Here is a 13,120-nt window from a genome sequence, read left to right as displayed (position 1 = left end):
TTCAAAATAAAGGACTGTCATATGACAGTCCTTTATTTATATAAAAAAATTCAGTTTCCTATAAGGTCAAAACACTTAAGGATCTTATTCAAATGTTAATTTATTTACTGTTTCACGGTCTAAGCGTTTGATCACCTCAGTAATGAGCTTCACAGCATTTTCATAGTCATCTCGATGCAACATAGCTGCATGAGAATGAATATAACGTGTAGCAATTGTAATTGCAAGTGATGGTACACCATTAGCTGTTAAGTGGATAGATCCCGCGTCTGTTCCTCCACCAGCAATTGAATCAAATTGATATGGAATATCTAATTCTTCAGCAACCCCTACAACTAAATCTCGTAAGCCTTTATGGGAGACCATTGAAGCATCATAAAGAATAATTTGTGGTCCTTTCCCCATTTTACTTAAAGCTTCTTTTTCAGTAATTCCTGGTGTATCTCCAGCAATTCCTACATCAACACCAAAGCCGATATCAGGTTCAATTTTCGCTGCAGCAGTTTTCGCTCCACGAAGTCCGACTTCCTCCTGAACATTTCCTACTCCGTAAACAATGTTAGGGTGCTTTTCATTTTTTAAATTCTTTAAAACATCAATTGCAATAGCACAGCCAATACGGTTATCCCAAGCTTTCGCTAATAGCATTTTTTCATTGTTCATCACAGTGAACTCGAAGTACGGTACAACCATATCACCAGGAAGCACGCCCCACTCCATTGCCTCTTCTCTGCTTGATGCACCGATATCAATAAACATATCTTTTATTTCATAAGGCTTTTTACGAGCTTCGGGAGATAAAATATGTGGTGGCTTGGAACCAATGACCCCAGTTAAATCACCCTTTTTCGTCACAATTGTTACTCGCTGAGCAAGCATGACTTGTGACCACCAGCCACCTACCGTTTGGAAGCGTAAGAAGCCCTTATCATCAATTTGTGTAACCATAAAGCCAACTTCATCTAAATGACCGGCAACCATAATTTTTGGACCATTTTCATCGCCAATTTTTTTAGCAATTAAACTGCCCAAACCATCATACTCAATTTCATCTGCATAGGATTCAATATATTTTTTCATTACCTCTCTAGGTTCATGTTCATTGCCCGGAATACCTTTTGCATCAGTTAGGTCTTTCAGCATTATTAGTGTTTCATCAAGCTTTGCCATTTGTCTGACCTCCAATAATAGTGTATATGTACAGCTATTATTATAATAGATATAATCAAAAAAATACAAAAATTAAATTTCATAAAAAAATATTAAAAAAATGAATCCTTTTTGAAACTTAATCGTATGCATTGAAAAGATCACAATATTGGAGGCTAAAACCATGCTTTGGTTCGTAAGACTAGCAATTTTCTTTTTAATCCTTTACCTTATCGTTAAAATGATAAAATATCTTTTTAATCCAAAGCGGAAATTGGAGTTAGCACATGAAGAAAAACGGTATTTCTTTTTTGATGACTCAGAAAATATTCGAAAAAACTTTCTCATTACTTACAATGGCGTCCTATTTGAGGGAGAAAAGTATTTAGGAACAACAGACCAATCCTTTGAGGTTATTTCAATTTTTGTATGGCCTCATAATGTAAATGCATTAAACGGTTTAACCTATCAAGACTTTCTTTTTTTAGAAAAGGAAATTACTCTAAGGTATCCTAATGCTACTATTGATTGGAAAAGTCCAATTAAAGAACTTGTAACAAAAAACAAAAACTGCTGATAGGCTCAGCAGTTTTTTTATGCTTCAGGAAAAAATTCCCTCCATTTAATTACGACCACTTTTTCTCGTAAAATAAAAAATAGGATGGATAATGCAAAGAGAATGATGATAATAATTGTAGGGGTAAAGCGTGAGATAAATTGACCAAATACGGTATAAAAAACGACTAGTGGGATATTTGAAAGAACAGAGCCCTTTAAGTAGCCTCTAAAGTCTGGCTGTCTTTCAAGTAAACAAATATTTAATAAATGATAATGAAAGAATGGTATTAGTCGTAAAACTGCAATTTGTCCTGTAGTTAATTTTGCGTGATGACCAAAACATTTTAATTTTATTTTCAATAGCTTTTCATATGTTTTTGGCATTCTCTTAATGCAAGCATAAAACATAGCAGACAAAAGTAATAATCCAATTAAAGAGTATATAATTCCTAGCATACTGCCAAATAATATTCCCCCAGCCATGCAAACCACTGCTACAGGGATAAATAAAAACTGCCGAAGTAAATGAAATAGAATAAACATAAAGGGTGCCAATACGATGCTACCCTCCACAAAAGAGAATAGCATTAATAATCTCTCATCCATCTGATTTCACCCCACCACTGTTGATTTACTCAAGATGTTGTACTCTATTTAAACATATTTAATAAAATCAATGGTTATGACTATCTTAAGAGAATTATAAAAATAACAAGATCAATAATTGCAAGGAATGGAAAACCCACTTTAAATAGAAGATGCCTTGTTTTATGATGAAATACATTCATGGCGATTGTCATTCCAATGGCTCCACCAATGACGGCCAATCCCCAAAGAGTTTTTTCTTGAATTCTCCATTTATGTGCTTTGGCTAATTTTTTATCCCTACCCATAACGATAAATCCAATAACATTTACAATAAAGCAGTAGCTTATTAATAGTCCTTTTAACATTTTTCATCCCTCATAAATAAGAAAAGTCACCCTCATTCAAAACAAGGATGACTAAATTCTAAAAAAATTATTTTGCAAATTGAGATTTTGCTTGGTTTGCAAGTTCTGTAAATGCTTTTTCATCATGAATAGCTAAATCAGCAAGCATTTTACGGTTTACTTCGATACCAGCAAGCTTTAATCCATGCATTAAACGGCTGTAAGAAAGACCGTTCATACGTGCAGCTGCATTAATACGAGTAATCCAAAGCTTACGGAAGTCGCGTTTTTTCTGACGACGGTCACGGTAAGCATACATATAAGATTTCATTACTTGCTCATTGGCAGTTTTATATAATGTATGTTTTGAACCAAAATAACCTTTTGCTAATTTAAGAACTTTTTTACGACGTCTGCGGCTAACAATTCCGCCTTTTACACGTGGCATATTATTTCCCTCCTATATAAATCGCTCATTACTTAAGATTGTCAAGCATATGACGAATACGTTTAAAATCACCTTTTGATACAAGTGTTGCTTTACGAAGTTTACGTTTTTGTTTCGTTACTTTATTTGCAAATAAATGGCTTCTGTAAGCATGAGAACGTTTTAGTTTGCCAGAACCTGTTCTTTTGAAACGCTTTGCTGAGCCGCGGTGAGTTTTCATTTTTGGCATAGGATATTTCCTCCTTCAGACATTACTTTTCAGTTTTTGGTGCTAATACTAAGAACATACTACGACCGTCCATTTTTGGCTTAGATTCTATTGTTCCAAGGTCATCACATTCATTTGCAAAACGATCAAGAACTTTTTGACCAATTTCTTTATGTGTAATGGCACGACCTTTGAAACGAATAGAAGCTTTTACTTTATCGCCCTTTTCAAGAAACTTACGTGCATTGCGAAGCTTAGTATTGAAGTCATGTTCATCAATCGTAGGGCTCAAACGAACCTCTTTTAAATTGATGACTTTTTGGTTTTTACGTGCTTCTTTTTCTTTCTTTTGTTGTTCAAATCGATATTTACCATAGTCCATAATTTTGGCTACTGGCGGTTTTGCATTTGGAGCAACAAGAACAAGATCAAGATTCACTCGTGATGCGATCTCTATTGCTTCATTTCGAGATTTAACACCTAGCTGTTCGCCATTTTGACCAATAAGACGAACTTCTCGGGCACGAATGCCATCATTAACCATCATATCTTTGCTAATAATTAGCCACCTCCAAGGTTTTTTGCGGGGATCAGATTTTCTGATCGCATAAAGCAACTTTAGTCGAATACATGATTTGGGTTAAGAATTCCTGCCTGATCTCATTTGAACACAATTTTTATCGTTAACATAGGTTTCATAAACAAGAAAAGTGCAGGCCGTAAAAAGGACCCGCACTTTACATTCGCATGAATAGTTAGAATGTGATGAATTTCGAAACCTGCCAACTGCAAACTTGCGTCAATCAGGCGAGAAGCGGGTGCTTCTTCTTTTCCTCAAATAAATATTCAATTTACCTTAGATAATATATCATACATCATAATTTGATGTCAAATGGCTTTTAATCATTAGAATTTCTTTTTGCAACATCATCTATATTAGCAAAATCCCAACTAATCTGCAATAGTTTTTTTAAAGATAAGAAAATATAGCATGCACTACCAAAGTCAGTCCAACTTTGACGAGCTCCAGTGCATAACTAACACTAGACTTTTTTTATTTTACAACTTCCTTTTTTAAATCTGCGACAAATTGTTCAAAAGATACTGTTTCAGATTTTTGTTCGCCATACTTACGTACATTAACGGCATTGTCGCTTACCTCATTATCTCCAACGACAAGCATGTATGGAATTTTTTGCATTTGATGCTCACGAATTTTATAACCAATTTTTTCATCCCGTGAGTCTAATTCAACCCTAAATCCTTCAGCGCGAAGTTTTTCCTCGACTTGTTTCGCATAATCAATATGAACTTCCGGTGATACTGGGATAACTACAGCTTGTACAGGAGCTAACCAAGTAGGGAATGCACCTTTGTATTCCTCGATTAAATAAGCGACAAAGCGTTCCATTGTCGATACAACTCCACGGTGGATAACCACTGGACGATGCGGTTTCCCATCTTCACCTACATAAGTTAAATCAAAGCGTTCAGGTAATAAGAAATCAAGTTGAACTGTAGAAAGAGTTTCGTCTTTTCCTAATGCTGTACGAACTTGAACATCTAATTTTGGACCATAGAAAGCTGCTTCGCCATCTGCTTCAAAGTATTCAAGACCTAATCCATCCATCGCTTCTTTTAACATACTTTGTGCTTTATTCCACATCTCATCATCATCAAAGTACTTTTCTTTATCTTCCGGATCACGATAGGATAAACGGAAGGAATAGTCAGTGATATCAAAATCTTTGTAGACGGCAATGATTAATTCAACTACACGTTGGAATTCCTCTTTTATTTGATCAGGACGTACAAATATATGTGCATCATTCAAAGTCATTCCGCGAACACGTTGTAATCCTGAAAGTGCACCTGACATTTCATAACGGTGCATTGTACCTAGCTCAGCAATTCGAATTGGCAATTCTCGATAACTATGAATGCCATTTTTATAAATCATCATATGGTGCGGACAGTTCATTGGACGAAGAACTAATTGTTCATTATCCATCTCCATTACAGGGAACATATCTTCTTGGTAATGATCCCAGTGTCCACTTGTTTTATATAAATCAACACTACCCATAATTGGTGTATACACATGATTATAGCCAAGACGTTCTTCCTTATCGACAATATAACGCTCAACAATACGACGGATTGTTGCTCCCTTTGGTAGCCACATTGGAAGACCTTGTCCCACTTTTTGGGAAGTTGTAAATAAATTTAATTCCTTCCCGATTTTACGATGATCTCTTTCCTTCGCTTCTTCTAGAAATTTCAAATGCTGTTCTAAGTCCTCTTTTTTAAAGAAGGCTGTTCCATATACACGTTGTAGCATTTTATTATCGCTATTGCCGCGCCAATATGCTCCCGCAATGCTTAATAATTTAAATTCTTTAATTTTACCTGTAGAAGGAACATGTACTCCACGACATAGATCAAAGAATTCACCTTGTTCGTAAATCGTTACTTTTTCATCAGCAGGAATTGCATCAATGAGTTCTTGCTTATATTCATCACCAGCAAAAAGTTCTTTTGCTTCATCACGAGAAACTTCCTTACGTATGATTTCAAGATTTTCGCTAATAATTTTCTTCATTTCTTTTTCTATTTTCGGTAAATCCTCAGGTGTGATAGATACTTCAAGGTCCATATCATAATAAAATCCACCTTCGATAACTGGCCCTACCCCTAATTTCACATTTCCGAAAATTCTCCGAACAGCTTGTGCCATTAAATGAGCTGTACTATGACGTAGTACCTCTAATGCATCTTTATGGTCGGGTGTAACGATTTCAATAGATCCATCAAACGTAATTGGCGTACGAAGATCAATTAATTTTTCATTCACTTTCCCTGCAATTGCTTTTTTCTTTAATCCAGGACTAATAGATGCTGCAATATCTTCAGTAGTTGTTCCATTAGGAAATTCCTTTACAGCACCATCTGGAAAAGTCATTTTAATCACTTCTGACATTCTGTACCACTCCTTCATTAATGCGTGAGTACCTTATTTGGTACGACAGCAGATTATATTATGTAGACTCTTTTTGCGTTTTTACTACATTTTTTAGTTGTAATCAATAGCATTCATTATAATCACCTGCTACAAAACTTTTTAAAGAGCCCAAAAATAAAAAAACTCGTTCCCTATGAAAGGGACGAGTTATATACACGTGGTTCCACCCTAAGTTTTCATATCAACATGATGATATGACTTCGGATCATTATAACGGAATGTGTCCGTCAACTACTAATAGTTTAAACGTTCGCAGTTGAAGTTTAGAGGTGGTAAGTACTCAATTCGTGTTGGAAAGCTTTCACCATTTCTTTCCTCTCTGGGAACCGTAAAGGAATACTCTTGTCCTCATCAATACATTTAACTATTTTGATTGAATATGTACGTAATTATAGATGGTTCACCCGAGAAAATCAAGAGGTGTGTCAATAAATTTTTTAGTGATTAATAGGATACCTGTTTTTTTCTTTCCAAAATTGTTCTTTCTCTAAAAGGATAACCCTTTCTTCAAAAATATTTTGAATGGTTCGGATCAATCCATTATCTGCTGAATCAGCATATAAATATATATTTTTGGGCGCAATGGACAGTAAAGGAGCAATTGTAACAGAATCAATATAGATTGGATGATTCGTAATTAATCTTCTATCAATCATTTCTGAAATCTGCTCTTTTGATAATTCCTGATATTCTTTACTATAAAACTTCCCATACTCACCAAAATAAATTCGAACAGTGTCCATACATGCCTTACGATTAGCCAAATAATCTCTTAACATTTGAATAAATACTTGATACTCTTGTTCCATTTTATATTCATCTATCGCCATTTCAACATATTGAATCAATTGTTCAAAATATTTTTTTAAGCGAAACTTGATTAATGAGTCAAAAGAAATCGATTTATGATCATCAAATAAAGAGAGAATTGCCTCTCGTATCATCACTTCATCATTCATTACACTAACCATTTTCATAAGTTCTGGACGTTCCCCATCAAACATTTCCGTTACAATGTCCAAAATATTATCTTGTTCGGACTCCTCTTTATAATAAAAATATTCTTTGAGAATATCTCGAGCCCAATCCATTCGTTTTTTTATTAGAATAAATTGAATAAATCCAGATTGTATTTCTTGGATTGAAACCTTATGATTATCAATCGTTAAAATATATTGCTTTTGATTTTGGAAAGCTGTTTCATAAAATGTTATCGTTTGATTTTTCTTGATAAAATATTCATGTAGCCAAATTGCATCAGATAATTCTTTAAAAACAAAATCCAAGCATATCCCCCCTCTACATGGAATCATCCATGATATATATATATGGGATGCTTGGACAATTTAGAAGTAGTAGTTACTTAAATGTATCTAGACTAGTGTCGCATATTCGGTCCATCTACACGTATTGGAATCGATAAGTATTTAATTCTTTCCATGATTCGGGCAGCTTTTATTTTTTCTTCTTCTCCTCTTTGAGAATAAGTAAGATGATGTTGTAGTTCCCCATAATCAAAATTGGATGAAAAAAAGGTAGGTAAGTTTTCTTGCATACGAAATTGCATGATCGATCCTAATATTTCGTCACGTGTCCAACTTGTCATTACTTCTGCACCAATATCATCTAGCATTAATAGAGGGGCTTTTTTTACAACCTCTAGTTTTTCATTTGTAGAATGATCACTTAATGATTGCTTCATTTCTCGGAAAAACTCTGGCACATAAACAATCAAGGAGGAAATTTGTTTATTTTCAGCTAAATGATTAGCAATCGCCCCTAATAAATAGGATTTCCCAACACCAAATTTCCCAAAAAGATAGAGCCCCTTCATTTTTTTACCTAGTTCATATTCTCGAGCAAATCGCTCTGCATACTCATATGCCGTTAACCGTCCATCCGATTCCAATGAAAAATCACCAAATGAAGCTTGTAATATTTCCTTTGGTACATAAATGCTTTGAATTAATTCTCTTGATTTCTTTCTTTCGTCAGCTATTCGTTTCTTTTTACATGGACGATAGTGGAGATCAATCGAGTCTCTTCGCAAAATAATTTCTGGTTCAAAACCTTTCATCATATTTACACAAGAATCTAAACTAGGACAGTCCCTACAGTCCTTTGATTGATCCTTATACTCATATAGCTTCATTAAACTTTTTTCAATCATTGATGTAGTAATCTCATCTTGGTGCTTTCTAAGAAACTCACGTATATCCGGGTGATTGATCACTTCTCTTTTTATATCATTCATTTGTTGTTGAAAACGACTATTCATAGTAAATCTCTTTAATGTATCATTTATATTTTCCATCTATACTTCACCTCCGATTTTTATATTGATTTTGAATTGATTCTAATCTTCGGCGCTTTTCCTCCATCGACTCTTTCTCTTTCAGTTGATTTTTTTCTTCGGTCTGATTATTTTCTTCATTAAACCAATCAGGTAATTTTTCTTTGCGAATCGGTTGTTTTCTTTGTGTTTTTTGATCCTTGTTTTTAGCCCATTGCTGATACTGTCGGTGCTCATTTTTTGCAAGATCCATTGCCTCTTTCACCGTCTTGACTTTTTTTCTTGCCCAATGAGAGGCTATTTTTTCTATATAATTTTTAGTGAGTTTCATATCTGTCTTAAGCATAACATAATGAATTAGTACATTGACAACTCCTGGAGGAAGCTGCTGTTGAAACATTATCTCTTCGATTGCAACAAGGTCGCCTTTGGAAGGTTCTGCACCGTCCGAAATATCAATTAATAATTGACGCGGCGAGGTTGTTTCCAAATAATGGACTAATTGTTCTTCCTGTGTCATTGTATCATTTACACCAGCTTGACGTTGCAATCCCGGTTGAATTCGGTCAACTAATTGCGGGACCCCATCTGCATGTTCCAGTTGATACCAATCTCTCGCTGCTTTTCTCAAATCATTAATATCAATTTCCTGTTCTGCATTTAATGAACTCAGTAATAAACTTTTCATCTCAATCGCGTTAATACTATATAAGAATGCAAGGTTGGATATTGCTTCCTTCACTTGACGAGTGATAGCTTTCCTTGGAATTAGGTATTCATTTAATCCAGCAAACAATAATTCAAAATCAAAATTCGCTACTTCTATTTGTATCTTACTCGTTTCATTTCTTGAGATATACTGACTATTGTTTTCAATAAGACTTGCGTTTTGAGCATCCATATCCTGGATAAAAGGATCATTATTCGTAGTAAATACATCCTGAAATGATCGAGTAATTTCTTTATGTGAATCTCTGTCAATCACATGGTCCGAGAAAAACTTTTTCATCCGTTGAAAATGACTATGCCCTAATTGTCTATATAAAAAAACATTTAACATCCCATCCGTAAAAAATTGTTCAGGGGATAAGGGTGGCTGGAGCTCATAAATAAAACCTCGTTCTTCCCCATCTTTTTTCATATATGTTTTCAATAGTCCGATTCCCTCAAGCTTTAAACGGGCTTCATAAATTTCTCTCAAATTTAATCCTAAAAAATTCATTAAATGATAATGTGTCCAATCATCTGACCATATCCTATTGATTTCAATTTCATTCCAAAGAGTCGAATACAAGCTATAACAATTAGTTCCAATTAATGGTTGATAAAGAAACGAGATGACCTTCCGATCATAGTCATGTAGGATTCCATTTGAAGTTACCTGGTACCGATCAACAGGCTGTACCTCATTCCACATCTGATTCATGTCTACACTTCCTCAAAACACATTGATTTGAAAAGGTGACCCTAAGTGTAAAACACTCATTAGTTGGGTCACCCTCCATTTGCTAATCTTTTTTTATTAGTTCTTTCAATTCCTCAAGAAAAACATTGATATCCTTAAACTGCCTATAAACCGAAGCAAACCGGACATATGCAACCTCATCTACTTTTGCTAACTTGTCCATAACCAGTTCACCAATTAACTCCGAGTTAACCTCAGAATATCCTTGATTTCTTAAGTGCTGCTCTATATCTAACGTTATTTTTTCTAATTCCGCAAGAGCCACAGGTCTTTTTTCACAAGCTTTTATTAAACCTCGTAATATTTTATCACGACTAAACTCCTCGCGTACCCCTTCCTTTTTCACGACGATAAGAGGAGATTCTTCGACCTTTTCGAATGTTGTAAAACGATAGTTACATATTTCGCATTCTCTTCTTCTCCGTATAGAGCGGCCTTCATCAATAGGGCGTGAATCAACTACGCGAGTTCCATTATGTGAGCATGACGGACATTTCATATGATCAACTCCGTTCAAAGATCATTAATATCTTCATGATATAGAAAACTTGTGAAAATCACAAGAAAAAAAACGAGGTGTATGTCTATACACCTCGTTGCTCTTTTTTTATATTATTTTTTCATACATTTACTTGTTCTTTGCTAATTTGTACGGCTCCCATGCCACGAGGTAATTCAATCGTTTCCCTCTTTTCAGCATGTAAACTTTCTGCTATATAATCTGCGGCAATATTTGGATCTAAATTCCCGCATGTGTAAACATCAATACTAGCATATCCATGTTCAGGAAAGCTGTGAATAGTTAAATGTGACTCAGAAATAATAACTACACCGCTCACACCTTGTGGAGCAAATTTATGAAAAGCCACCTCGCGAATTTCAGCACCAGATTTTAATGCTGCATCAACAAACGTTTTTTCAATAAAATCCATATTGTTTAACTTTTCAAAATCGCAACCCCATAATTCAGAAATTACATGACGACCCATAGTTTCCATTGATCGTTCCCCCTTCAAACTTAATATTTTTGCGGTTAAAAAACATTGTGAAAAGCACAAATGTAACTACCACGGGGGAAAGTTAGTCCAAAGAGGTCCTAACCCTTTAAGTAGCCACAAATATTAAATTTTTAACTTCACGAAAAATAGTATACTTTGTTTAAATTCTTTTTGCAATAGAATGATAAAAAAAGCTTGCTATCCATGGATAGCAAGCTCATATATTTTATCCTATGTTTACTTTTGACTTTGTATTCATTTCTTTGGCAACAAATTTAGTTAAATCTACAACTCGACAGGAATATCCCCACTCATTATCATACCATGCAAGAACTTTCACTTTCCGTCCATCCATCACTATGGTCGATAAACCATCAATAATAGTTGAATGTGGATTCGTATTAAAATCAACTGATACTAGTGGCTCTGTCGTAAATTCTAGGATTCCATGCAAGGAGCCTGAGGCAGCTGTCATAAACGCCTCATTTACCTCTTCAACTGTTACTTCTTTCTTCAAATCTACAACTAAATCAACTAAGGATACATTTGGAGTTGGTACCCTTAAAGCCATTCCGTGAAGCTTCCCCTTCAGTTCTGGTAGAACGAGGGCTAACGCTTTAGCAGCACCTGTTGTTGTAGGTATAATGGATTGCGCACATGCACGGGCACGACGTAAATCTTTATGCGGATTATCTATATTATTTTGGTCATTCGTATAGGCATGGACAGTAGTCATTAATCCGTTTTCAATGCCAAATTGCTCATTTAATACTTTGGCGACTGGTGCTAAGCAGTTTGTTGTACATGATGCATTTGAAATAATGTCATGTTCATCAATTTTTAATGCGCTTTCATTTACTCCCATGACAATAGTTACATCTTCATTTTTCCCAGGGGCAGTTAAGATCACTTTTTTGGCACCGGCTTGTAAATGAAGTTCAGCCTTTTCTCGTGAATTAAATTTACCAGTTGCCTCAATTACAATATCTATATTCATATCTTTCCACGGAAGTTCTCCTGGATTCCGTTGATTTAGGAGTTTAATGCGATGTCCATTAACAATTAATGCTTCTTCAGTTGACAGAATATCTGCCTCAAATTTCCCATGTGTTGTATCATACTTAATTAAATGTGCTAAGCTTTCTGCAGGATAACTTGCATTGATCGCTACTATATCTAATTCATTCTCTAATATCGCTTTTCGGAATACCATTCGTCCAATTCGACCAAATCCATTAATTGCTATTCTTGTTTTCATCAATGTTAGCCTCCAATATTAAAGTTATACTCATTAAGTGGATTTTCTAAAAATAGTATAACACATTAATCGAATTATGTAAGTACAAATATGTTTCTATTTATAAATTCCAAATAAAAATAGGGAGATTCCTAATATTTATAGGAATCTCCCTTATTTGTGTTATTCTATTTACCTTATAAATTTAAGGTTTAAGGAACCATTTTGTAATGATTTCATTTAATTGTTGTTCTGTCTCATCAATCGTTCCATTATTATTAATTACAGCATCAGATTTCTCAATTTTTTCTTCAAGTGGCATTTGTGATTGAATTCTTGCCATCGCCTCTGCCTCCGTGAATTGATTTCTATCCATCAGTCTTTGTAATTGGATGGATTGCTCAACATAGACAAGGATCGTTTGATCTACCATGTAACCGAGGTTACTTTCAAACAATAATGGAATGTCCATAATAACCGTCTCTTTCCCCTGTTTAAGAGCTGTTTCTTTTTCTTTTTGCATGTATTCTCTAACAGCGGGATGAACAATTTGATTTAGCATTAGCCGTTTTTCTTCATCATGAAAAACAATGGTTCCTAGTTTTTTTCTGTCCAGATTCTGATCTTGTTGTAAAATCTCTGGACCAAAAGCTTCAACTATTTGTTTATAGGCATCCTTACCAATTTCAACAACTTTTCTAGCAGCAATATCTGCATCCACAATAGCAAAGCCTTTTCTTCTTAATAAGTTAGAAACTGTACTTTTTCCACTCGCAATACCACCGGTTAGTCCTATAATCTTTGCCATAT

The 13,120-nt window shown here is 34.7% G+C and carries 15 protein-coding genes and 2 other annotated features; of the genes, 1 reads left to right on the top strand and 14 read right to left on the bottom strand.

Going from position 1 to position 13,120, the window contains the following annotated elements; all coding sequences use genetic code 11:
• Positions 1–84 precede the first annotated feature (84 nt).
• Positions 85–1,170, bottom strand: a complete 1,086-nt coding sequence (locus tag MHI39_RS08550; protein ID WP_071976976.1) for a M42 family metallopeptidase — start codon at positions 1,168–1,170, stop codon at positions 85–87.
• Positions 1,171–1,333: 163 nt separating this feature from the next.
• Between MHI39_RS08550 and MHI39_RS08545 the strand changes: the two genes are divergently transcribed.
• Positions 1,334–1,726, top strand: a complete 393-nt coding sequence (locus MHI39_RS08545; protein ID WP_058006622.1) for a hypothetical protein — start codon at positions 1,334–1,336, stop codon at positions 1,724–1,726.
• A 17-nt stretch (positions 1,727–1,743) separates the two neighbouring features.
• Here MHI39_RS08545 and MHI39_RS08540 read toward each other — a convergent pair whose 3' ends face one another.
• The 13 genes from MHI39_RS08540 to coaE all read right to left on the bottom strand — a co-directional run bounded on the left by MHI39_RS08540 (position 1,744) and on the right by coaE (position 13,118).
• Entirely contained in the window at positions 1,744–2,313 is a 570-nt protein-coding gene (locus tag MHI39_RS08540) for a VTT domain-containing protein (RefSeq protein WP_058006623.1), read from the bottom strand.
• An 80-nt stretch (positions 2,314–2,393) separates the two neighbouring features.
• Positions 2,394–2,660, bottom strand: coding sequence for a DUF1294 domain-containing protein (locus MHI39_RS08535; RefSeq protein ID WP_058006624.1), 267 nt, complete (start codon positions 2,658–2,660; stop codon positions 2,394–2,396).
• A gap of 67 nt (positions 2,661–2,727) precedes the next feature.
• Complete coding sequence (gene rplT, locus MHI39_RS08530; RefSeq protein WP_058006625.1) at positions 2,728–3,087, bottom strand: 50S ribosomal protein L20; 360 nt, start codon at positions 3,085–3,087, stop codon at positions 2,728–2,730.
• A 28-nt stretch (positions 3,088–3,115) separates the two neighbouring features.
• Positions 3,116–3,316: a 50S ribosomal protein L35 gene (gene rpmI, locus MHI39_RS08525; RefSeq protein WP_058006626.1), complete on the bottom strand. Its 201-nt coding sequence runs from the start codon at positions 3,314–3,316 to the stop codon at positions 3,116–3,118.
• Positions 3,317–3,338: 22 nt separating this feature from the next.
• Positions 3,339–3,839, bottom strand: coding sequence for a translation initiation factor IF-3 (gene infC / locus MHI39_RS08520; RefSeq protein ID WP_235813426.1), 501 nt, complete (start codon positions 3,837–3,839; stop codon positions 3,339–3,341).
• A 154-nt stretch (positions 3,840–3,993) separates the two neighbouring features.
• Positions 3,994–4,131, bottom strand: a sequence feature (ribosomal protein L20 leader region).
• Between the two features lie 218 nt (positions 4,132–4,349).
• Positions 4,350–6,275: a threonine--tRNA ligase gene (thrS, locus tag MHI39_RS08515; RefSeq protein WP_280616061.1), complete on the bottom strand. Its 1,926-nt coding sequence runs from the start codon at positions 6,273–6,275 to the stop codon at positions 4,350–4,352.
• A 177-nt stretch (positions 6,276–6,452) separates the two neighbouring features.
• Positions 6,453–6,681 (bottom strand) — a binding site (T-box leader).
• A gap of 73 nt (positions 6,682–6,754) precedes the next feature.
• Positions 6,755–7,603, bottom strand: a complete 849-nt coding sequence (locus tag MHI39_RS08510; RefSeq protein WP_251337463.1) for a putative sporulation protein YtxC — start codon at positions 7,601–7,603, stop codon at positions 6,755–6,757.
• 92 nt (positions 7,604–7,695) lie between these two features.
• Positions 7,696–8,631 carry a primosomal protein DnaI gene (dnaI, locus tag MHI39_RS08505; RefSeq protein ID WP_071976973.1) on the bottom strand — a complete coding sequence of 312 codons (936 nt, stop codon included), beginning with the start codon at positions 8,629–8,631 and terminating at the stop codon, positions 7,696–7,698.
• Positions 8,632–8,638: 7 nt separating this feature from the next.
• The gene (locus tag MHI39_RS08500) at positions 8,639–10,036 is read right to left on the bottom strand and encodes a replication initiation and membrane attachment family protein (RefSeq protein WP_342541078.1); all 1,398 of its coding nucleotides are present in this window, start codon (positions 10,034–10,036) and stop codon (positions 8,639–8,641) included.
• A gap of 82 nt (positions 10,037–10,118) precedes the next feature.
• A complete protein-coding gene (gene nrdR, locus MHI39_RS08495; RefSeq protein ID WP_058006632.1) occupies positions 10,119–10,574 on the bottom strand; it encodes a transcriptional regulator NrdR in 456 nt (151 codons plus the stop codon).
• Positions 10,575–10,695: 121 nt separating this feature from the next.
• On the bottom strand, positions 10,696–11,073 hold the full coding sequence (speD, locus tag MHI39_RS08490) for an adenosylmethionine decarboxylase (RefSeq protein ID WP_058006633.1): 378 nt from the start codon (positions 11,071–11,073) through the stop codon (positions 10,696–10,698).
• 226 nt (positions 11,074–11,299) lie between these two features.
• The gene (locus tag MHI39_RS08485) at positions 11,300–12,331 is read right to left on the bottom strand and encodes a glyceraldehyde-3-phosphate dehydrogenase (RefSeq protein ID WP_071976972.1); all 1,032 of its coding nucleotides are present in this window, start codon (positions 12,329–12,331) and stop codon (positions 11,300–11,302) included.
• Positions 12,332–12,515: 184 nt separating this feature from the next.
• Positions 12,516–13,118, bottom strand: coding sequence for a dephospho-CoA kinase (gene coaE / locus MHI39_RS08480; RefSeq protein ID WP_180211664.1), 603 nt, complete (start codon positions 13,116–13,118; stop codon positions 12,516–12,518).
• Between the last annotated feature and the right edge of the window lie 2 nt (positions 13,119–13,120).

Source organism: Heyndrickxia sp. FSL K6-6286 (assembly GCF_038630395.1).
GTDB lineage: Bacteria > Bacillota > Bacilli > Bacillales > Bacillaceae_C > Heyndrickxia > Heyndrickxia oleronia.
The sequence above is the reverse complement of the archived record's forward strand: the minus strand, read 5'-3'. Positions and strand labels throughout refer to the sequence as shown.

Bases quoted from the DNA above. Each gene is read 5' to 3' on its own strand.
- MHI39_RS08540 (WP_058006623.1), bottom strand. From the start codon at position 2,313: ATGGATGAGAGATTATTAATGCTATTCTCTTTTGTGGAGGGTAGCATC.
- rpmI (WP_058006626.1), bottom strand. From the start codon at position 3,316: ATGCCAAAAATGAAAACTCACCGCGGCTCAGCAAAGCGTTTCAAAAGA.
- coaE (WP_180211664.1), bottom strand. From the start codon at position 13,118: ATGGCAAAGATTATAGGACTAACCGGTGGTATTGCGAGTGGAAAAAGT.
- MHI39_RS08545 (WP_058006622.1), top strand. From the start codon at position 1,334: ATGCTTTGGTTCGTAAGACTAGCAATTTTCTTTTTAATCCTTTACCTT.
- MHI39_RS08485 (WP_071976972.1), bottom strand. From the start codon at position 12,331: ATGAAAACAAGAATAGCAATTAATGGATTTGGTCGAATTGGACGAATG.
- infC (WP_235813426.1), bottom strand. From the start codon at position 3,839: ATGGTTAATGATGGCATTCGTGCCCGAGAAGTTCGTCTTATTGGTCAA.
- MHI39_RS08500 (WP_342541078.1), bottom strand. From the start codon at position 10,036: ATGAATCAGATGTGGAATGAGGTACAGCCTGTTGATCGGTACCAGGTA.
- rplT (WP_058006625.1), bottom strand. From the start codon at position 3,087: ATGCCACGTGTAAAAGGCGGAATTGTTAGCCGCAGACGTCGTAAAAAA.
- MHI39_RS08535 (WP_058006624.1), bottom strand. From the start codon at position 2,660: ATGTTAAAAGGACTATTAATAAGCTACTGCTTTATTGTAAATGTTATT.
- dnaI (WP_071976973.1), bottom strand. From the start codon at position 8,631: ATGGAAAATATAAATGATACATTAAAGAGATTTACTATGAATAGTCGT.
- speD (WP_058006633.1), bottom strand. From the start codon at position 11,073: ATGGAAACTATGGGTCGTCATGTAATTTCTGAATTATGGGGTTGCGAT.
- thrS (WP_280616061.1), bottom strand. From the start codon at position 6,275: ATGTCAGAAGTGATTAAAATGACTTTTCCAGATGGTGCTGTAAAGGAA.
- MHI39_RS08550 (WP_071976976.1), bottom strand. From the start codon at position 1,170: ATGGCAAAGCTTGATGAAACACTAATAATGCTGAAAGACCTAACTGAT.
- nrdR (WP_058006632.1), bottom strand. From the start codon at position 10,574: ATGAAATGTCCGTCATGCTCACATAATGGAACTCGCGTAGTTGATTCA.